Annotated in this window: 18 protein-coding genes; 4 read left to right on the top strand and 14 right to left on the bottom strand. The window is 54.9% G+C overall.

The window, feature by feature from the left end:
• Positions 1-36 precede the first annotated feature (36 nt).
• Both mltC and F3J37_RS07475 read left to right on the top strand, forming a co-directional pair.
• Entirely contained in the window at positions 37-1,116 is a 1,080-nt protein-coding gene (gene mltC / locus F3J37_RS07480; protein WP_058959330.1) for a membrane-bound lytic murein transglycosylase MltC, read from the top strand.
• A 503-nt stretch (positions 1,117-1,619) separates the two neighbouring features.
• Positions 1,620-3,047: an amino acid permease gene (locus F3J37_RS07475; protein ID WP_166932818.1), complete on the top strand. Its 1,428-nt coding sequence runs from the start codon at positions 1,620-1,622 to the stop codon at positions 3,045-3,047.
• 45 nt (positions 3,048-3,092) lie between these two features.
• Here F3J37_RS07475 and F3J37_RS07470 read toward each other — a convergent pair whose 3' ends face one another.
• On the bottom strand, positions 3,093-5,243 hold the full coding sequence (locus F3J37_RS07470) for an ornithine decarboxylase (protein ID WP_034823280.1): 2,151 nt from the start codon (positions 5,241-5,243) through the stop codon (positions 3,093-3,095).
• A 548-nt stretch (positions 5,244-5,791) separates the two neighbouring features.
• Here F3J37_RS07470 and acuI point away from each other — a divergent pair.
• A complete protein-coding gene (acuI, locus tag F3J37_RS07465) occupies positions 5,792-6,775 on the top strand; it encodes an acrylyl-CoA reductase (NADPH) (RefSeq protein ID WP_166932817.1) in 984 nt (327 codons plus the stop codon).
• 31 nt (positions 6,776-6,806) lie between these two features.
• Here acuI and F3J37_RS07460 read toward each other — a convergent pair whose 3' ends face one another.
• The 5 genes from F3J37_RS07460 to F3J37_RS07440 are packed head-to-tail and all read right to left on the bottom strand — an operon-like array spanning position 6,807 to position 12,836.
• Positions 6,807-7,586, bottom strand: a complete 780-nt coding sequence (locus F3J37_RS07460; RefSeq protein WP_166932815.1) for a heme ABC transporter ATP-binding protein — start codon at positions 7,584-7,586, stop codon at positions 6,807-6,809.
• Complete coding sequence (locus tag F3J37_RS07455) at positions 7,579-8,580, bottom strand: FecCD family ABC transporter permease (RefSeq protein ID WP_166932814.1); 1,002 nt, start codon at positions 8,578-8,580, stop codon at positions 7,579-7,581. Before F3J37_RS07455 ends, F3J37_RS07460 begins: the two co-directional genes overlap by 8 nt.
• On the bottom strand, positions 8,573-9,397 hold the full coding sequence (locus tag F3J37_RS07450; protein WP_166932812.1) for a heme/hemin ABC transporter substrate-binding protein: 825 nt from the start codon (positions 9,395-9,397) through the stop codon (positions 8,573-8,575). The genes F3J37_RS07455 and F3J37_RS07450 overlap by 8 nt, the downstream gene beginning before the upstream one ends.
• A complete protein-coding gene (locus tag F3J37_RS07445) occupies positions 9,394-10,416 on the bottom strand; it encodes a hemin-degrading factor (protein WP_166932810.1) in 1,023 nt (340 codons plus the stop codon). The genes F3J37_RS07450 and F3J37_RS07445 overlap by 4 nt, the downstream gene beginning before the upstream one ends.
• Positions 10,417-10,466: 50 nt before the next feature.
• Entirely contained in the window at positions 10,467-12,836 is a 2,370-nt protein-coding gene (locus F3J37_RS07440) for a TonB-dependent hemoglobin/transferrin/lactoferrin family receptor (protein WP_166932808.1), read from the bottom strand.
• Positions 12,837-13,066: 230 nt separating this feature from the next.
• On the opposite strand from F3J37_RS07440, the gene F3J37_RS07435 reads away from it, so the two are divergent.
• Entirely contained in the window at positions 13,067-13,357 is a 291-nt protein-coding gene (locus F3J37_RS07435; RefSeq protein WP_166932806.1) for an Rdx family protein, read from the top strand.
• Positions 13,358-13,433: 76 nt separating this feature from the next.
• Here F3J37_RS07435 and F3J37_RS07430 read toward each other — a convergent pair whose 3' ends face one another.
• The 8 genes from F3J37_RS07430 to F3J37_RS07395 form a co-directional block, all read right to left on the bottom strand.
• Positions 13,434-14,312: a LysR family transcriptional regulator gene (locus tag F3J37_RS07430; RefSeq protein WP_166932804.1), complete on the bottom strand. Its 879-nt coding sequence runs from the start codon at positions 14,310-14,312 to the stop codon at positions 13,434-13,436.
• Between the two features lie 69 nt (positions 14,313-14,381).
• Positions 14,382-15,104, bottom strand: a complete 723-nt coding sequence (locus tag F3J37_RS07425) for a DUF554 domain-containing protein (protein WP_166932802.1) — start codon at positions 15,102-15,104, stop codon at positions 14,382-14,384.
• 10 nt (positions 15,105-15,114) lie between these two features.
• Entirely contained in the window at positions 15,115-15,693 is a 579-nt protein-coding gene (locus F3J37_RS07420) for a UbiX family flavin prenyltransferase (RefSeq protein WP_072226488.1), read from the bottom strand.
• A gap of 11 nt (positions 15,694-15,704) precedes the next feature.
• Positions 15,705-17,186, bottom strand: coding sequence for a UbiD family decarboxylase (locus F3J37_RS07415; protein WP_166932800.1), 1,482 nt, complete (start codon positions 17,184-17,186; stop codon positions 15,705-15,707).
• Between the two features lie 208 nt (positions 17,187-17,394).
• On the bottom strand, positions 17,395-17,934 hold the full coding sequence (locus F3J37_RS07410; protein WP_166932798.1) for a PadR family transcriptional regulator: 540 nt from the start codon (positions 17,932-17,934) through the stop codon (positions 17,395-17,397).
• A 90-nt stretch (positions 17,935-18,024) separates the two neighbouring features.
• Complete coding sequence (locus F3J37_RS07405) at positions 18,025-18,807, bottom strand: siderophore-interacting protein (protein WP_240154083.1); 783 nt, start codon at positions 18,805-18,807, stop codon at positions 18,025-18,027.
• Positions 18,808-18,859: 52 nt separating this feature from the next.
• Entirely contained in the window at positions 18,860-19,303 is a 444-nt protein-coding gene (locus F3J37_RS07400) for a GlcG/HbpS family heme-binding protein (RefSeq protein ID WP_166932794.1), read from the bottom strand.
• Between the two features lie 323 nt (positions 19,304-19,626).
• On the bottom strand, positions 19,627-19,836 hold the full coding sequence (locus tag F3J37_RS07395) for a hypothetical protein (RefSeq protein ID WP_034823294.1): 210 nt from the start codon (positions 19,834-19,836) through the stop codon (positions 19,627-19,629).
• Positions 19,837-19,888: the final 52 nt, after the last annotated feature.

Here is a 19,888-nt window from a genome sequence, read left to right as displayed (position 1 = left end):
TTGAGGCCCTCTTTTTGAATCAGGCACGCATTTACAATGAATAAAAAACTGATAGCGCTGTTAGTGATTGCTCCACTTTTGGTTTCCTGCTCCGGACAAAAAAAATCGCAGTATCACGAAGAGTGGGTTAAGGACACCAACGGTTTCGACATCCTGATGGGGCAGTTCGCCGCCAACATTGAAAATATTTGGGGTATCAATGAGGTTCTGATCGCCGGACCGAAGGATTACGTCAAATATAGCGACAGCTATTACACCCGCAGTCACATCAACTTCGACAGCGGTAGCATCACCATTGAGACCATTGCTGGCACCGATCCGATGGCCAGCCTGCGCCAGGCGATCATCACCACGCTGTTGATTGGTGACGATCCGGGTAATGTCGATCTCTACTCCGATGCCAATGATATTCAGATCAGTAAAGAGCCGCTGCTTTACGGCCAGGTGCTGGATAACACCGGTCAGCCGATTCGCTGGCAGGGACGCGCGGCCAATTTCGCCGATTATCTGATTCAGAACAAACTACAAAAACGCACTTCTGGCCTGCATGTCATCTGGTCGGTCACCATACCGATGGTGCCAAACCACCTCGACAAACGTGCGCACAAATATCTGCCGCTGGTGCGTAAAGCCGCTGAAGAGTACGGCGTAGATGCATCCCTGATTCTGGCGATTATGCAGACGGAATCGAGCTTCAACCCCTATGCGGTCAGCAACTCCGATGCGCTGGGCTTGATGCAGGTGGTTCAGCACACCGCTGGCGTGGATGTGTTCCGCATGAAGGGCAAGTGGGGTAAACCGAGCCGCAGCTATCTGCTCGATCCGGCCAATAACATTGATGCGGGAACGGCCTATCTGTCGCTGTTGCAGAAGAGTTATTTAGGCGGGATTCAGGATCCAGTGTCACGCCGCTACGCGGTAATTACCGCCTACAACGGCGGCGCGGGTAGCGTACTGCGCGTGTTCTCCAGCGATAAAGATCGTGCCTTCGCGAAGATTAACGACATGTCGCCAAATGATGTGTATCAAACGCTGACCACCAGCCACCCATCGGGCGAATCACGTCGCTATCTGTACAAGGTGAATCAGGCACAGCGTAGTTATCATCGGTATTAATCATCAACTGATGAGTTAATGCATTAGTTATTTTAGGGGCAGACAGAGAGAAAAAGATTGACTCTGACTGCCTCTTTTTTAATTACCCTTGCAGGGGTATATCCCGTCGATAAATTTCGCCTGACCTCACAAAAATAAGAAATCGATATGGTGAAACTTCGCCCATCGCAACGTGTTGTTTTTACAACCACACGGACGACCTGCCTAACATTTATATTCTATATTCTTTCGTTTTCTTCCCATCTCACATTGCCGCCCTGATTGACCCTTTTTTCAATAAGGTACAATGATTATTTCACGTCTCCACAGATAAATTAACAACGTCCCATATCGCTCTATAAATAATTTCTGGCATTGACTTAAATAATTAAAATATCGATGAAGATCACACTTCATCGCGGAAAATAACATCGTATCGGGCATATCAACATTATTTCGTCAACACGGATGCTTGCATCCCGTGGGATATCCAATGTCATGCCTGAATTGCTAAGAGGAAATGTATGAGCCATTCACCCGCAAAACAGGATTCGTTAGGCGACGGTCTTTCGGATCGACAGGTTGGTATGATCTCCATCGCTGGCATCATTGGTGCCGGTTTATTTGTCGGTTCCGCGAATGCCATCGCCACGGCGGGCCCGGCCGTGTTGCTCTCCTACGCGATGACCGGTGTGCTGGTACTGCTGGTGATGCGCATGCTGGGAGAAATGGCCGTGCTGCAACCCGATTCGGGGTCCTTTTCCACCTACGCGGCGAAAGCCATTGGTCCGTGGGCCGGTTTCACTATCGGCTGGCTATATTGGTGGTTTTGGGTGTTACTGATTCCGGTTGAGGCGATTGCCGGTGCCGATATTCTGCATGCTTATTTCCCTTCCATTGCCTCGTGGCAATTTACCACTGCGATTATCCTGTTGCTCACTGTCACTAACCTTTTTAGCGTTAAAAACTTTGGCGCCTTTGAGTTCTGGTTCGCCATCATCAAAGTGGTAGCGATTATTGGATTTATTGGCATCGGCATTGTGGCAATTTCCGGATACTGGCCGCTGGCAAATGTCAGTGGTGTGGCACATTTATATAACAGCATTGGCTTTATGCCGCACGGTTTTGGCGCAGTATTAACCGGTATTTTACTGACCATTTTTTCATTCTTTGGCGCGGAGGTGGTCACCATTGCCGCCGTGGAATCAAAGGACCCTGGTAAAAAAATCAGCCGTGCGATTAATCTGGTGGTTTACCGCATCGCATTATTTTATTTGCTGTCTATTTTCCTCGTGGTGTCGCTGGTGGCATGGAATGATCCGCAGCTGTTAGCCCAGGGCACTTTCCAGTATGTGTTATCGACACTGAATTTCCCCGGTGCCAAACTGGTGGTGGATTTGGTGGTGCTGATTGCCGTGTGCAGCTGCATGAACTCCGGGTTATACACCGCTTCCCGCATGCTCTATTCACTTGGAAAACGCGGCAATGCCCCGGCCTCTTGCGCCACGGTATCCAACGGTGGCGCGCCCCGCGTGGCGGTATTAGGTTCCACGCTGGCGGGCTTTGTCGCCTGTATTGCCAACTACGCTTTCCCGGGAGAGGTGTTTGCCTTTCTGATCTCCACCACTGGTGCGATTGCGTTGATTGTCTATCTGGTGATTGCCGTTTCACAGCTAAGAATGCGCACAGCGATGGAAAAACAGGGCATCACGCCTGATTTTAAAATGTGGTTGTTCCCGTGGCTGACCTGGCTGAGCATTTTGATGATTGTCAGTGTGCTGGGCTATATGTTCTATCTGCCACAGTATCGCTACGAGAGTCTGATGACGCTGATGGTGACGTTTATGGTGCTGTGCGTCGGTGTTTACATTACCGGTAAACGCCGCAAGCAGGCGACATACCGCACAGGAAGGCTGGCTAAAGAGAAAATTCAGGTGGTTCGTCACTCATAATGTGCTGACGGCGTGCGGTGATTGCACCGCACGCCGTCGGGCAGGTTAGCGCACCATCATATTCGCCACTAAGTGTTTACGTCCGCTGTCATCTTCCTCGGTGTAAACCCCTTGCAGCTCCGGTGAGAAGCCCGGCAACAAGTTGATGCCCTCTTCCAGCGCGAGGAAGTAACGCTGCACCGCGCCACCCCACACTTCGCCTGGCACCACGCACAGCACGCCTGGTGGATATGGCAATGCGCCTTCGGCAGCAATGCGCCCTTCAGCTTGCGCAATTGCCACCAGTTCCACCTCACCCCGGATGTAAGCCTGATGCGCATCCTGTGGATTCACTTCGACTTTCGGGAAGCAGGCCTCGCGGAACATCGCTTTCTGCAGATCTTTCACATCGTAGCTGACGTAGAGATCGTGCATCTCCTGACACAGGCGGCGCAGCGTGTAGCCTTTATAGCGCTCGATGTTTTTGCGATAGACGCTCGGCAGCACTTCAGCCAGCAGCGCATCCTCTTTCACATGGTGTTCAAACTGCTCCAGCATCGCCACCAGATGCGCCATCTTCTCCGGATTCTCCGCTGGCGTCAGCAGGAACAGGATGGAGTTGAGATCGCACTTCTCCGGCACGATACCGTTCTCGCGCAGGTAGTTCGCCAGAATAGTCGCCGGAATACCGAAGCTGGTGTATTCGCCGCTGGCGGCATCAATGCCTGGCGTGGTCAGCAGCAGCTTGCAGGGATCGACCAGATACTGCTCGCTGGCGTAACCCTCAAAGCCGTGCCATTTCTCGCCTGGCGCCAGGCTGAAGTAAGCCGGATCGGCGGCGATAACCTCGGTTTCCGCCGACTGCCACAGCTTGCCGTGCACCTTCTCCGGCAGGAACGGCTGAATCATCTCGCAGCGTTCCAGAATCGCTTTACGTGCATCAATACCGATGGTGACGCATTCGTGCCACATGCTGCGTCCGGCTTCACCTTTGTGCATGCGCGCATTGATATCCAGCGCGGCAAACAGCGGATAGAACGGGCTGGTTGAGGCGTGCAGCATAAAAGCGTTGTTGAGACGCTTATGTGGACAGAAGCGCTTCTGACCACGGATGTGGTTGTCTTTCTTGTGAATCTGCGAGGTCTGCGAGAAGCCCGCCAGCTGCTTATGCACCGACTGGGTGACAAAAATGCCGGGATCGTTCTCGTTCAGCTCCAGCGTCAGCGGCGAGCAGCCTTCCATCAGCGGGATAAATTGCTCGTAGCCCAGCCACGCCGAATCAAACAGGATGTAATCGCACAGATGGCCGATGCGATCCACCACCTGACGCGCGTTGTAGACGGTGCCGTCATAAGTGCCAAGTTGGATGATCGCCAGACGGAACGGACGCTGATCTTTGGCGCGATGTGGCGCGACTTTCTGCACCTGTTCGCGCAGGTAGGCTTCATCAAAGCAGTGCGCATCAATGCCGCCGATAAAGCCGAACGGATTTCGTGCCGCTTCCAGATACACCGGCGTAGCGCCCGCCTGAATCAGCGCACCGTGATGGTTGGATTTATGGTTGTTGCGGTCAAACAGCACCAGATCGCCGCGCGTCAGCATGGCGTTGGTCACCACTTTGTTGGCGCTGGAGGTGCCGTTCAGCACGAAATAGGTTTTATCGGCGTTAAACACTTTCGCTGCGTACTTCTGTGCATGCTTGGCCGAACCTTCATGGATCAGCAGGTCGCCCAACTTGACGTCTGCGTTGCACATGTCGGAACGAAACACGTTCTCGCCATAGAATTCATAGAACTGACGCCCGGCCGGATGCTTACGGAAAAACGCCCCGCCCTGATGGCCCGGACAGGCAAAGGTGCTGTTCTGCATATCAACATAGCGCGTCAGGGTATCGAAGAACGGCGGCAGCAGGTCAGACTCATACGCCTGCGCGGCTTCTTCCAGCGCTTCCCACTCTTCCGGTGCACCGTTGATTTCCCCGGTCACGCCCGGCAGCTTCAGCACTTCTTCATCGAACGCGTTGGCGACAAACACCGGCAGATTAAAACCGGTCTGGCGCAACAGCGTTAACACGCCACTGCGTGTATCCGCCAGTGAGACGACCACCGCCGCCACATCGGTAAAATCAGTATTGTCGAGCGTCACCACATCACGCGCGGTGTTCAGGCTCAGACTTGGCGCTACCGCAACGCTGGCAGCAATTTTCAATGGATTCATAACACAAATCCCCGTAATGAAGGATGAGTGGGTGCCAGTGGCACAGCAATGAGGAAAATTCCCCGGCGAATAACGTCTTCGGGCGGATCAACCGCCGCAACCGATAGACATCAGTAAAGTCAGATCGCGTCTGTCTTTAGTCATGTCCAACAGCATAGCGCGTTAAGCTGGCCTCACCGCATGGTGAGCGAGAAATGCGAACAACAGATGACGGAGGGCCGCTTATCGTAAAGCGAACGGAGACAAGTGCAAAAGCGCATTGTACCGAGCATGGTGGCGTCCTCAGGGTGGATGGAATCAGTGGAAAACTGCGGCGCAATGATGGCATCTTTTTTTTACTGGAACAACCCGTTGCAACGAGATTGATACGCATAAGCAACATTCAGCAACCATCTGATTAATAAGTGAATATCAAATCAACCCATGATAAAAACGCTTAAATATCTTTATGTTATGCGAATTTATGCAAGGTGTGTCCGCCTTCGTGTTGCTCCCTGTTTCCAGAGGAGTAATATGGCCCGCACTTTCCTCAATCAGCCGGAGGCTGCATGTTTAAGGCATTAGTCATTGAAAATGATGAGCAGGGATACCGCACTTCCCTGCAGGATCTGTCAGAACAACAGTTGCCCGATCAGGATGTCACCCTCGAAGTCAGCTACTCCACCCTCAACTACAAAGACGCGCTCGCCATCTGCAATAAAGGACCGATTGTGCGTCAGTTCCCGATGGTGCCGGGTATCGATTTTGTCGGTCGGGTGATCAGCAGCCGCCATCCAGAGTGGCAGCAGGACGATGTGGCACTGCTCACCGGTTGGGGTGTGGGTGAAAAGCATTGGGGCGGACTGGCGCAGAAGGCCAGCGTTTCTGGTGACTGGCTGGTGAAAGTGCCTGCGGCTTTAAGCCCGTTGCAGACCATGGCGATTGGTACCGCCGGTTTCACTGCGATGCTGTGCGTGCTGGCACTGGAAAAACAGGGCATCACGCCGCAGCAGGGTCCGGTGCTGGTGACGGGTGCCAGCGGCGGCGTCGGCAGTTTCAGCGTCAGTTTGCTGGCCCGTTTAGGGTATGACGTGGTGGCCTCCAGCGGACGCGCCAGTGACAGCGATTACCTGATCAACACCCTCGGCGCCTCCTCGATTATCGATCGCGCTGAACTGAGTGCGCCCGGTAAACCCCTGGCGAAAGAGCGCTGGGCTGCGGCGATTGATAGCGTCGGCAGCCATACGCTGGCCAATGTGCTGGCGGGCATCAAGCGCGATGGCGTGGTGGCTGCGTGCGGCATGGCGCAAGGCCTGGATCTGCCCACCAGCGTGGCACCGTTTATCCTGCGCGGCGTGGTGTTAGCCGGAGTGGATAGCGTGATGTGCGCTAAGCCGTTGCGTGAGCAAGCGTGGCAGCGTCTGGCTGAACTGGTGGATGGCGCACTGCTGGAGCAGTTGACCAAAGTGATTCCACTGAGTGAAGCACGTGAAGGTGCTGAAGCCTTGCTGGCGGGCGAAGTCCGTGGCCGTCTGATTGTCGATTGCCGGTAACTTTTTGGGCGCCATCAATGGCGCCCCACTTCTACGCCCGCAGCTGAATTTGCGGCCTGCCCTGCTCTTGCGGCATCACCACGTGTAGTTCCGCCTGATACCAGCGCGTCAGCGTAGTTTCCGTCATCACTTCTTGCGGTGAACCCTGCGCCACCAGCTTGCCCTGATGCAACAGCAGAATGCGATCGGACCACAGCGACGCCAGATTGAGATCGTGCAGCACGGTACAGACGCTAAAGCGGCCGTTACGCGTCAGTTTATGCAGCAATCGCAAACTGTACTGCTGCCAATACAGATCGAGTGCCGACGTCGGCTCATCGAGAAACAGCCAGCCACGCGGGCCATCGTCGTACCATAACTGTGCCAGCACTCGCGCCAGCTGCACACGCTGCTGTTCCCCGCCAGAAAGCGAACGATAATCGCGTTTCGCCAGTTCAAGACTGCCGGTAATCTGCATCACTTCCTCGATCACCGCTTTGGATTTGCTGGCAGGCCAGGGCGCACGGCCCATCGCCACCACCTCTTCAGCAGGCAGCGGAAAAGTCACGCTGTTTTGCTGGCGCATCACCGCACGACGTTGCGCCAGCGGTTCACGCGGCCAATCGTTTAACGGGCGATCGCCGAGCCAGCACTCACCCGCTTCGGGCGCCAGAAACCCGGTCAACAGGCGCAATAGCGTGGATTTACCCGCGCCGTTAGGGCCGATCAAAGCGATCATTTCTCCTGGCTGTAAGGTGATCGAGACATCATCAATCAGCGCACGCGTGCCATGACTAAAGCGCAGGCCGCGAGCCTGCATTGAATCACTCATTCATCCCCCTTTTCTGACGCAGAATCAGCCAGAGAAACCATGGTCCACCGATCAGGCTGGTGATCAATCCCACCGGCATTTCCGCCGGGATCACCACCGTGCGCGCCAGCGTATCCGCCAGCAATAGCAAGATGGCTCCCGCCAGTGCCGAACCCGGCAGCATCCAGCGATGATCGCTACCAACACAGAAACGCATCACGTGCGGCACGACTAATCCGACAAAGCCAATAATCCCGCTCACCGACACTGCTGTGCCCACCAGCAGCGCACTCAGCACCAGTAACTCACGCTGGGTGCGCTTCACATCAATGCCCATGTAATGCGCGTCTTCTTCACCGAGTTGCAGCAGGTTAAGACGGCGCGCACGTGACTGGATGGCAATCAACGCAGGAAGAATCAGTACAGCACACACCACCAGACTCGGCCATTGTGCCGCGCTCAAACTGCCCATCCCCCACAGCGCCAGCTGGCGTAACTGCTGATCATTACTGAGCCAGGAGAGCACACCCACCGCCGCACCGCACAAGGCGTTGATGGCAATACCGATCAGCAACAAACGTGACAGATTCCCCAGCGCCAGCCGGCTGAAACTAAAGATCAGCAGCGTGACGACCAGGCTACCGATAAACGCAGCAATCGATGGCAGCCACAGCGCCAGCAACGGCGGCAAACTGAGCGGCACCACAATCGAAACCGCTACTGCTAGCCCCGCTCCACTGCTGATCCCAAGCAAACCCGGATCGGCCAGCGGATTGCGAAACAAACCCTGCATCACCGCGCCTGATACAGCCAATGCCATACCGAGCAGCACCGCCAGCAATACGCGCGGCAGGCGGATGTTCAGCCAGATTTGCCACGACATATCGCTGAGCGGCGCGTGGAACAGCGTGCGCATCGACAGCGGCATGGCACCAAAATTGGCGGCCATCAGCATGCAAACCACCATGCTGATGCCCATCAATAACAGCCAGCGCATCACGACGGTGTTAGTCATGTTTTACCGCTTCGGCGGCCTTACGCAGCTTCACGATGGTCTCCGGCGTATCAAGACCAAAGCCCAACATGGCCATCTCATCGACCACCAGCAAGGCGTGATGCTGGCCTGCAGGTGTTAACGCCAGCCCGGGCAGCGACCAGATTTTCTCTTCGCCGCCGAGGGTGCGCAGACCATCTTGACCGACCACCACCAGATCCGGTGCCGCAGCAACCACACCTTCCTGTGACAGCTGCTGATAATGCGGGATCGCCGCCATGGCGTTGACCAGACCGGCACTGCGGATTGCAGCATCAGCGCCGGTTTGGTTGCCAGCTGCCTGAGTGCGCATGCCACCGTGCGCCATCACAAACAGCACTTTGACTGGCAGTGGCTGCTGGGGAATCTGCGCGCGCTGCTTGTTCACTTTCTCAATCAGCGCCTTCGCTTCGGCATCACGGTGCAATGCTTTACCGATGGTGGCAATCTTTTCCGGGATGGCGTCGAGGCTGGTTTTGCCGGTGACATCCACCACTTTCACGCCAGCGCTCTCGACCTGCTGCAACACCAGCGACGGTTTCGCCAGCTCGCTGGTCAGCACCAGCGTAGGCTTCATCGCCAGAATGCCCTCGGCATTAAGCTGGCGCATATAACCGATATCCGGCAACTTGTTAGCCTGCGCTGGATGCTGGCTGGTGCTGTCGCGCGCCACCAGATCGGCCTGTGCATCTAAGGCATAGATGATTTGCGTCACGTCACCGCCAATAGAGATCACCCGTTCAGCAGCAAATGCCGGCAGTGCCAGCGCGCCCAGCAATAACAGCGTCAGACGTTTCATGCTGTCGCTCCCAATGCAGTGACCTGCTCACGCCAGCGCGCCTGCTCTGGCGTACCTTCACTACGCTGACCATACAGCTGCGCGATCTGCGTGCCATCGGCAGCAAAGAGTTCGAGGCTGGTGACAAAGCCATCGCCACTCGGTTTGCGCGTCACCCAGCTCTCGGCAATGTGGTCCGCCATCAGGTGCAGCGTGAAGGTTGGGTTGAAGATGTTGACCCAGTTGTCCATCGGCATCAGCTTCTCCACCGCACCGGTGAAGATCTGCGTGCAACCCCGGTTGCCGATAAAGATCATGATTTCGTTGCCATCCTGCTGCGCCTGCTCCAGCAGTTGAGCCAGCGAATCGTTGCTGACCTGACGCGCCAGATCGTCCGGCACTGCGTGAAACGCCTGCTGGCGAGAGATATTATGGCGCTTCAGTAAGCCAAAGAACTGATGCACATCGGTGATGGCGCGCCATTCGGCTTCCACTTTATCGGCATCAATGGCGCGGCTGTGTTCTGGTACGGCGGCAGGTTGTGGATCGAGTGCCGCAGCGGCTTCGATCGTGAACTCAGCGATCAGCGCATCCCATGCCGCCATGTCGGTATTGTCGGTGGTGTAGATTTTCAGTACCGCATCCGCGTGGCGATCAAAAATCTGAATACTTTGACGTTCGCCGCGCGCTGTCTGCTCACGCAGGAAGAAGGCGCTGTGCCACTGTGCCGGGAACAGACGCTGATCGAGCGCACGTGGGTTAAGGATCAGCCCGGCATGTTCGCCGAGGTGCAGGTTTTCATATTTGCCGACCTGCTCATGCACCGCATATTCGTTGCGGGTGATGCTTTTGGTTTCGCCAACGGCTTCCAGTGCCTTTAGCAACGCCGGGAAATCTGCTTTTAACGCTTGCGCATCCTGGCCGACGCGCGCTTCACACAGCTGCGCTTCGCCAATGCCCATCAGAGCGGCCAGATCGCGGGCATACTTCTTCGGATGTTCGCCCTTCAGCGCCAGATAGTGATCGTAACGTGGGTTCATTGCTCTTGCTCCATGAAAAGGCCCTGCGCGAACGCAGGGCGAAAAAATGATTAGAAGTCGACGTTCACACCGAGCTGGAAGGTGCGGCCTGGCTGAGTTGCCAGTGCGATATCGTTGCGATCCTGTGCGGTATCGCTGGTCATTTCGCGGCTGCTCAGGTAATCCCAATATTTACGATCTGTCAGGTTATACACGCCACCGCTCAGCTTGACGTTCTTAGCCACCTGCCAATAAGCCGTCAGATCGACCATACCGTAACCCGGCACGCGCTCGTAATCGGTGGTGGAATCGGTCAGTGCAGAACCGGTATTGGTGTAGCTCTGGCGGTTGGTCGCCGTGGCTTTTTTGCCCTTCACGAAAGTAGCCGTCACAGCAGCACCGTACTCGTTCTGCGGCGCATCCCAACCCAGGCCCAGCACCGCTTTCATTGGCGGTACGCTCTCCAGATCGACATAACGGTCACCGAGGTAGCTCGACTTCGATTTACCTTCGTTGTAGCTAAAGGCGAAGCGTGCGCTCAGGCCCTGCACATCTTGATACCAGGTGCCGAAATTCACTTTCCCACTCAACTCAGCACCATAGATATAGGCTTTATCGCGATTCTCTGACTGATAAGTAGTGTAAATGTTGCTCGGAACGTTGGTGAATTTCTCCGGGCTACCGGCACGGGTGTAACGGTTATAGGCAATGAAGTTTTTATAAGCGTTATAGTAAACCGCTGTGTTCATCACCACGCCTTCGGTCGGCTGTCCTTTCAGACCCCATTCGAAGTTGTTGCTGGTTTCGGTTTTCAAATCCGGGTTACCAATCAGCGCATATTGCTGACTACCCGCATAGCTGGAACCGAGGTTCCATGAACCATACAGCTGGCTGGCGTTCGGGAATTGTGCGCCGCGCTTGTATTGCAGATAGGTCATCAATGTTGGCGTGAGCTCATACTGGAATGCCAGTGATGGCAGAACCTGCGTATCGCTATTGCCTGAGCCATAAAGCGTTTCAACTTCTGATTCGGTTAGAACGGTGCTGCCGCTGGTCAGGCTGCTGAGGTTATCAGGCTTGGTATTTTGGTAAGCCACACGTACGCCCGGCACCACCGCAAAGTTGTGGCCATCCAGGTCGAAGTTGATCTTATCCTGCACAAAGCCGCCCAGCGTGTAGCTGCGGCTGTCTGCTTCAGGCTGCATGATTACACTGAAGGTACTAGGCGTCGGTGACTGGCGGAATGGACGTTCGGTTTTTTCCAGACGTCCATTTAAACCGGCAGTCAGCTCATGACGACCCAGTGTTTTAGCCAGGTTGGTTTCAAAGCCGTAGCTGTCAGTGTTGTAGTCCGAGTAAACCGTTTCATAGGCTGACGCACTCGAAGGCATATAGGTGTTGTCATGCGCTTCGGTGTGCTGCCAGTAGACACGCGTGCTCAGGCTGTCGATGAAGTCGTTGTAAGGCGTGTACTCGTCTGCCAGGCTCAGGCCGAAGCGACGGGTATCGCTCTGCTGCTGTGCGGTGCCGTAAACGGTATTGCCTGAAGTATCCCAGCTGTCGTAATGGGTGTGATTGGTTTTATGGTAGAAGTCGGCGGTACCGGTGATTTTATGCGCGTCATTCGGCTCCCACACCACGCTGCCCAGCAGTGCGTCAGAGTGCCAGTTGGCAGGATAGGCGCCACGGCTCGCATCATTGTTTTGCGTTTCCTGGCCATCGCGACGGCTGTAAACAAAGATACCGCGCAGTTCCTGATCGCCTGCTGCGGCAGTGATGCCGTTGTGCCAGCTGCGGTTTGAGGAATCGAAGTCGCTCTGGTAGCCAAAGTAGGTGGTTTTACCGGGATGTAAGTAGTCGTCTGGCGTCTTGTTGCGGAACGATACCGCACCACCAATGGCGGTGTTGGCCTGAGAGACTGAAGTCGCGCCTTTATCAATATCCACGCGACCAAACATGTAAGGATCGATGTAATCGCGGCCAATACCAAAGGTATCCAAACCGGCGCGGCTGACGTAGCTACGGCCAGTGGCATCCGGCAGAGAAACACCGTCAACGTTGATATCGACGCGGTTGCTTTCCAGCCCACGGATGTTGTAGCCGGTGTAGCCCGCGCGATCGAAGCCACTTTTACCTGCAGAAGAGCCGCCGCTTGCACCAGTTGCCGTCACGCCCGGTTCGTAACGCATGATGGTACCGAAATCATTGCCGCCATCCCGCTGCATATCGGCGGCGGTAATGGTGCTTTTGCTACCGGCTTGTTTCTCCAGCTTCGGCGCAGTTACCGTCATAACCGGCTCTGCACTGGTGGATTTGTCAGCAGATAAAGCAAGTGTTGTGTTGTCGCTTGCCGCGTAGCTGCAAGCGGCGTGAATAGCGGAAGACAAAATCGCAACTTTAAACAGACGTTGCTGGGTCATTCCCTGAAAGAGTGAAGACATGCGCGAAATACCTGGTTAATTGTTAGTATTCGCTCACTGGATTGCCGCCAAAAAAACGCGATATGCGTTAATAAACCGTAAAATGTGTGGACTTATTTTATGTAATAAATAATTTCGTCAGGAATGTAATGCAATTGGTAATCATTATCAATAAACTTTACACTAAGATGTATCTTAGACCGCACATTTTGTTAACTTGTTTATAATCAATAATTAAGAAGAGGCGCCTGATGTCGCAAAAACCGGCTGTGACGATTTACTACTGCACGCGGTGCAACTGGCTGCTGCGTTCGGCGTGGATGGCGCAGGAACTGCTGCACACTTTTGCCGAAGATTTGAGCGCGGTGACGCTGAAGCCTGGCACGGGTGGCGTGTTTGAAATCTCGATTGATGGCACGGTGATTTGGGAGCGTAAACAGGAAGGCGGATTCCCGGATGCGGCCGCGCTGAAACAGCGCGTGCGTGATTTCTGCTGGCCAGATCGCGAGTTAGGGCACGTGGATAAGAAGAAGCCGGGTTAATCCCCGAGCGGAGCAATGCGCATGCCCTTAAGTCGCATCGAACATGACAGAATCGCCAGACATAGTGCCCGACGGCTCAACCCTCAGCCTCTTGTTCCAGCGGCCACAACAAGCGATCCTGCGCGGTGCTCAGCGTGACGATGGCAGGATGATAAATGGCAAACGGTTCGGCCAGCGGGCACGCCAGATATTTGCCGTGCTGACTCGGCACGAACTCCGAGCGCGGTAGAAAAGCCGCGCCCTCAAAGCCCTGCTCCATCATCTCCAGCACCAGACGCGGTTCTGACACTTTGATGCTGATATTGATGTGACTCAGGTTGCTAAACAGGGTGTTGCGCAGCATCTCATAAGTGCCTTCACCGCCAATGCGGTGCAGCAAAATTAGCGGAATTCCGTTGAGATCGGTAAAGTTGAGGGTTTTTCCCGCCAGAATCGCGCTGTAATGCGTGGAAACCACGGCAATAGTATCAATCGGTTCCAGTTCGCGCACAAACCACGCCTGGCGATCGTGTGGCACCTGCATCAATGCAATATCGACACGCTGATCGACCAGCATCGCTTCCAGATGGCTGGAATCGGATACCACCACGTTGATATCCCAGTCGGGCCGGTTCTGATAATAATCCATCAGGATCGGGGTGAAATAACGCAGATACAGGTAGGAAATACCGATGGTGACGCGACGCTGCTTGTGAGTGGCAATGGTGACCGTCTGCCGCTTTAAACTGTTCACCTGGCTGAGAATATCGCAGGCGCGGCGATAGAGAAAACTGCCCGCTTCGGTTAACACCATGGCGCGTGGCGTGCGCGTAAAGAGCGGTGAGCCAATCTCCTGTTCTAACTCTTGCAGACGTTTTCCCAACGGCGGTTGTGCGATGTTCAATAGCTTCGCGGCTTTACTGATCGAGCCCTGTTCCGCTATCGTGCAAAAATAATGCAATCGTTTCAGATCCATAATCCCTCCGCGCCCTGTTCGCGCTACTTTACCATGGCCGAAATCGATCCAACCGCGCTGAGCGCAAGCTTAGTGGATATAGATACTCCACAGGTGACTGATCGGCATCACCAGCACCAATGCCGGTAACATATTCGCCACCGGGAAAGATTTGATCCCGGCGATACGAAAGCCCGCCGCCAGCATCACAAACCCACCGGCTGCGGTGAAATCACTCATCATCGGTGCCGTGGTGTGCGGCATAATCAGTACCGCCGCCGAAGCCAGCACCAGTTGCACGATCAACTGTGGAATGGCAATCACCGCCACCGCATAACCGAGCAGCGTGGCAAATATCGCCGCCGTAAAGATATCCATAATCGATTTCACCAGCAGGATATTGGCATCGTGGGTCATGCCTTCGGTCATGGCACCAATAATGCCGGTGCCGCTGGCGCAGAACAGCACCATGATCGCCACATACTTTTCAGTGAACGCTTCACCACTCAATCCACCTTCTGCTGGCTGGCTTTGAAAACGGCTCACCAGCCCTTTCGCCAGATTTCCCAGTCGACCTATCTTCTGCTCCAGATAGGCGAATTCACCCAGCGCCGCACCGAGGATCAGCGCCAGAATCACCGCCGGTAAACTGTGGATCTTGCCGATCAAAACAATGCCGAGGCCCATCGACGACAGGCCGAACGTCATGGGCAACGCGATGCGCAGCCTCTCTGGCACTCTGGTGCCAAGAAAGGCGCCCACCAGCCCGCCAATCAGCACCGCGCTGCCGTTGACAAAGGGTCCCACTACCATAATTTACTCCTTACTTATCGTTATGTTTTTCACCCCAGCGTTTGAGGTTGCCCACATCGAGATCGAACAGATCGAGGGCGCGCGCCACGCTGTGATGGACCATCTCATCCACGGACTGCGGCTGCTGATAAAAAGCCGGAACCGGAGGATAAATAATCCCACCCATCTCCGTGACAGACTGCATATTGCGGATGTGCGCCAGATTGAGCGGCGTTTCTCGTACCATCAGCACCAGCCGACGCCGCTCTTTCAGGATCACATCCGCTGCTCGCGTCAGCAGATTGCTGGTCAGCCCATGGGCAATCGATGCCAGCGAGTTCATTGAGCAGGGCGCCACCAGCATGCCGAGGGTTTTAAACGATCCGCTGGAGATCGACGCGCCGAGATTGCTGATGCTGTGCACCTCATCGGCCAGATCCACCACATCCTGCCGTTGCCATTGTGTTTCCATCGAACGCGTCACTTCTGCGCCTTTAGTCACCACCAGATGCACTTCCACATCCTGATCGCGCAGCAACTGCAGCGCCTTCATGCCGTACTGAAAACCCGACGCGCCGCTAATGCCGACGATAATGCGCCTTCTGCTCACTGCTACCTCACTTACTCAAAATCAGGAAGAAAACGTTTCACATCCACCTCTTTGAACTTCGAGCGTTCAAAGTGCGCCTTCATGTGCCACGGCACGGTGCAATCAAAGATGGTTTTGCAGGTCACGCCCTGTTGGCTAATGCTGGCGCTGTATTCCGGCACCTGTGAGGGATCGAGCGGATGGCAGCGCACACCGGGAATGGTGAGGTGATCGACATCGCCCTGATAGCGGGTTTGCATCGCCCACAAAATGTCGTCGGTATCGAACACATCGACATCGTCATCCACCAGGATCACATGTTTGAGTTCGGAGAAGGCGGCGAAGGCGATCAGTGCCGCCTGGCGCTGGCGCCCTTCATCCACTGCGGAGGCCTTTTTGAACTGGATGACGGCCAGTAATTTGCCGCCGCCAGAGGTGTGCGCATTAACGTTCAACACGCGACCCGGCATCGCACGATCCAGCATATCCAGAATGCTGGCTTCCGTCGGAATGCCTGCCATGCTAACGTGCTCGCCACTCGGGCCTAAGGTGGTTTGCAGAATCGGATGTTTACGATGGGTGACGGCTTTCACCTTGATCACCGGCAGCGCATCCTTGGCTTCGCCGGTGTATCCCGGAAACTCGGGCATCGCTTTACCGGTATTAGTGTTCTGATCTTCCCGCACGCGTACGTTTGGCAGCAGTTCACCTTCAATCACGATTTCAGCATGGGCGATAGCTTTTTCATTGATGCTCACGCACGGCGTTAACTGCACCGGATAGCCACGCAGCGCACCGGCAATGCTGAGTTCGTTGTAGCCCAGCGGCGTGGTCGGCGGTTCAAAGCAGGCGGCGATCTCAATCGCCGGATCGACACCAATACTGATCGAAATTGGCAGCGGCTGTCCGGCTTTTTCCGCTTTTTCACGGAAGGCATCAATATGGCGGCCTGGTGTCAGCCACATCGACAGCTCATCACTGCTCTGGATGCACAGGCGATGAATGGTGATATCCGACTCGTGGGTTTCTGGGTCCGAGGCGTAGCACATGCCCATGGTGAAATAGGGACCGGCATCTTCTTCAGTGTTGGTAGGCGCAGGCAACAGCGTGCGCAGATCGAAAGCCGGATCTTCCGCATAGTGCACCACTTCCTGGCACAGCGGTTTGGTGCTGGTCACCACCGGTGCAATCGCATGGTGAACGGAATCTTTCAGCAGGAAGCCCAGCTTTTCAGGCGGGCAGTTAAGCAGGTGGCCGACGCGCTCACGAGTCGACATCAAACCGGTGACCACGCGCACATCAGGGAAGCCTTTGACCTTATTGAACATCATCGCCGGACCTTTGCGGGTTGGACGTTCACAGGTGCCACCCGCGCCGACATAGCGATAAACACCTGACAGTTCAGCGTGTGGATCGACTTCAGTATCGGTGCTGACAAACTCGCCTTTCAGGCTGGTGAGTAGAGTGATGGCCGAGCGCAGATCGTGCACGGCTGGGGTTTTATTTTCAGACATACTTCTCTCCATAAACGCGTTAACTGCGATGGAGAAAAAGTAGCGCCAAATAAAAAAGTTAAAAACTACCGTTTATATTTACAGGCTAAACCTTTTTGGTATATCTGTAATAATGGATGTTGGGATGTTTTTATTTAATTAAATTCGTAGCAAAAAGGTTAATACCACAGGCAATAATAAAGGCACGATAAGACGCGCCCTTAACCTGTTAACTGTTCGAGATTTTTTCTGTCGCTTCGTTCAGTGCATTAATCACAATATTCAGCGACTCAGGCGAAATATCTTCCTGGGATAAGCGATGATTCAGCGTGTGGCGAATATGATGAATCGCCTGCTCGACTTCCGGAATACTGCGATTATTCACCAGAATCGCCAGCGAGGTCAGCCGCTCAATAATATTGGCAATATTCTCGCCGTTCTCAGCTAATAATGCGCGACCACCCTCATTGAGTGCGTAGGCTTTACGCGATGCATGCGCATCCACCACACGGATCGCGTCCATCTCTTCGAGCAAAGTGAGGTTAGGATAGATGATGCCAGGGCTGGGGGAATATTCCCCTTTGGACAGCTCTTCCACTGACTTGATCAGCTCATAGCCATGCGCAGAACCGTTGGCGAGGAAGTGCATCATTAACAGGCGGATATCACTGGCATCCAGCATCCTTTCACGGCGCTTTTTACGCGCACCTGCACAGATTGCACGTTGTGCATTATCGGACTGCCATGGAAAATCCCGCTGCTGTTTCATTGCCTTCCCTGAGGTCAATTAAGGGAGGTTGATAGTAGTCTGCCGCCTGGCAAAATTCAACACAGGCGGCAGCGGGCGCGGCGAAGTCAGTTATTTCTGATGCCAGTAAGCCACCGCGCGCACGAAGTCGGTGTGGGCACCACGGCGTTGCGTGAAGTAGTCGCTCAGCAGTTTCACCGCTTCACCTTCACCGGTCAGCCAGATGAAATACTCTTCTGTGGGCAGTGAGATCTGATCCAGCTGCGCAATCAGCGGGCCGAGGTTATCTACCTGCATGCTGCCACTGCCGAGCCAGGTCACCTGCACATTTGGCAGATCGCCGAGGTAATCACGCCCGGTGGTTTCATCGGCGTAGGCCAGCAGATGGATCTGCTGCGTCTGCATCTCAGCGTAGCGACGCTTAAAGGCTGGCAGACCGGTCTCATCGCACACGTAAATCTGGCAGGCATAATCCACGGGCACCACACAGGAGCCACGCGGGCCGCCCATGGCGATTTGATCACCTGGCTTTGCCTCATTCGCCCAGCTGCTGGCCACGCCGCCATCGTGAATATAGAAATCGAGCGTCAGGGAATCCGTACCGTTAAACGCCAGCGGCGTGTAGTCACGCGCCGCCGGACGTACGCCACCAGGCCAGACGATCCCTTCTTCGGTCATTTGCGGCAAGGCCAAAGCACTGCCAGCGTTGTCCGGGAAGAACACTTTGATGTGATCGTCGAACGATGGCGAATTGAAGCCCGCCAGATCGCTGCCGGTAAACTCGATGCGCCAGAATTCACCGGCGATTAAGGTTTTGCTCGCCACGGTGATATGACGGAAACGTAATTCGTTGCGTACGCGCTTCGGTGCGCGATCGTTAGTGTTTTTTTGCAAGTGTTCTCTCCAGGCAGATGCATCATGCTGACGTCCCTGCCAATCGGGGTATTTAAAGGATTGCCAGTGCTTCGGCGGCCATTTCCGCGACCTGTGAGTCGTTAGCGCCATGCGCCCCGCTCACGCCAACCGCGCCAATCACTTCGCCGTTAAGCCATAAAGGAATACCGCCTTCCAGCGGGGTGACGCCGGGCGTGGCCAGAAAACTCGGGCTGCCAGCGTTGATGAAGGTCTCAAATTCTTTTGACGGTGCACGCAGCAGTGCTGCCGTGCGCGCTTTGCCCAGCGCCACCGTCGGGCTGATGCCAATCGCCTTGTCGCTGCGATCCAGGCTCACTAACTCGCCCGCACGATCCACCACGGCCACACTGATATGCCAGCCGAATTCTGCTGCGGCCTCAAATGCGGCGTTAATCACCACGCGAGCAGCTGCCAAAGAGATGGTGTGACAAGGGTTTACCAGCGCACTGCTGGCCGATGCTGATTGTTTATCCATAATTTTGCCCCGTACCGGACGTCAGAAGTCCGCGCATGAATCAAACGTTATCGAAAATCATTCTCATCTGACGTCAGGAAGAATAGCTATGATATATCTTCGATGCAATGCCGAAAAATGCTATTGGGAAAAGTTGCAGAATTTTCGGTGCGGCTTGGCAGGTATTAACGCTGAAGGGGTTTCAGGAGAGCACCGCAGCGAGTTCTCCCGCACAGGGAATTGAGTTCGACTAGTGGACAACAGCAAGCAACGATCGCGCCGCAACAAACGTGCGGCGTGTCATCGATATTAACGGAGTAAAGCGCGGTAAAACGGAGGTGAAATCAGGCCTGATGGTTACTGCAGTTGACGAAGCTATTGTCATCCTGGCTGTGCTGCGGCAGCGGGTTATCACCCACAATTTCATGCTGCTGGCAGTGAGTCTGATGAGGATGCAGGCCGCCCGGCGGAGAGAAAGGCTCAGCCATCTGTGCACTTGCCAGCGAGGAAAACGCCACAAGCGCTGTCATGAGGAACAACGGTAAAAGTCGCATAATTTTTTCTTTTTCACTTTAGCGGTCCAGAGCGGACCAGGAATGCAGGTGA

The organism is Candidatus Pantoea communis (assembly GCF_011752685.1).
Classification (GTDB): domain Bacteria; phylum Pseudomonadota; class Gammaproteobacteria; order Enterobacterales; family Enterobacteriaceae; genus Pantoea; species Pantoea communis.
The sequence above is the reverse complement of the archived record's forward strand: the minus strand, read 5'-3'. Positions and strand labels throughout refer to the sequence as shown.

What these genes read in the sequence shown, in the direction of transcription:
- mltC (WP_058959330.1), top strand. Translation starts at nt 37, where the DNA reads ATGAATAAAAAACTGATAGCGCTGTTAGTGATTGCTCCACTTTTGGTT.
- F3J37_RS07475 (WP_166932818.1), top strand. Translation starts at nt 1,620, where the DNA reads ATGAGCCATTCACCCGCAAAACAGGATTCGTTAGGCGACGGTCTTTCG.
- F3J37_RS07470 (WP_034823280.1), bottom strand. Translation starts at nt 5,243, where the DNA reads ATGAATCCATTGAAAATTGCTGCCAGCGTTGCGGTAGCGCCAAGTCTG.
- acuI (WP_166932817.1), top strand. Translation starts at nt 5,792, where the DNA reads ATGTTTAAGGCATTAGTCATTGAAAATGATGAGCAGGGATACCGCACT.
- F3J37_RS07460 (WP_166932815.1), bottom strand. Translation starts at nt 7,586, where the DNA reads ATGAGTGATTCAATGCAGGCTCGCGGCCTGCGCTTTAGTCATGGCACG.
- F3J37_RS07455 (WP_166932814.1), bottom strand. Translation starts at nt 8,580, where the DNA reads ATGACTAACACCGTCGTGATGCGCTGGCTGTTATTGATGGGCATCAGC.
- F3J37_RS07450 (WP_166932812.1), bottom strand. Translation starts at nt 9,397, where the DNA reads ATGAAACGTCTGACGCTGTTATTGCTGGGCGCGCTGGCACTGCCGGCA.
- F3J37_RS07445 (WP_166932810.1), bottom strand. Translation starts at nt 10,416, where the DNA reads ATGAACCCACGTTACGATCACTATCTGGCGCTGAAGGGCGAACATCCG.
- F3J37_RS07440 (WP_166932808.1), bottom strand. Translation starts at nt 12,836, where the DNA reads ATGTCTTCACTCTTTCAGGGAATGACCCAGCAACGTCTGTTTAAAGTT.
- F3J37_RS07435 (WP_166932806.1), top strand. Translation starts at nt 13,067, where the DNA reads ATGTCGCAAAAACCGGCTGTGACGATTTACTACTGCACGCGGTGCAAC.
- F3J37_RS07430 (WP_166932804.1), bottom strand. Translation starts at nt 14,312, where the DNA reads ATGGATCTGAAACGATTGCATTATTTTTGCACGATAGCGGAACAGGGC.
- F3J37_RS07425 (WP_166932802.1), bottom strand. Translation starts at nt 15,104, where the DNA reads ATGGTAGTGGGACCCTTTGTCAACGGCAGCGCGGTGCTGATTGGCGGG.
- F3J37_RS07415 (WP_166932800.1), bottom strand. Translation starts at nt 17,186, where the DNA reads ATGTCTGAAAATAAAACCCCAGCCGTGCACGATCTGCGCTCGGCCATC.
- F3J37_RS07410 (WP_166932798.1), bottom strand. Translation starts at nt 17,934, where the DNA reads ATGAAACAGCAGCGGGATTTTCCATGGCAGTCCGATAATGCACAACGT.
- F3J37_RS07400 (WP_166932794.1), bottom strand. Translation starts at nt 19,303, where the DNA reads ATGGATAAACAATCAGCATCGGCCAGCAGTGCGCTGGTAAACCCTTGT.
- F3J37_RS07395 (WP_034823294.1), bottom strand. Translation starts at nt 19,836, where the DNA reads ATGCGACTTTTACCGTTGTTCCTCATGACAGCGCTTGTGGCGTTTTCC.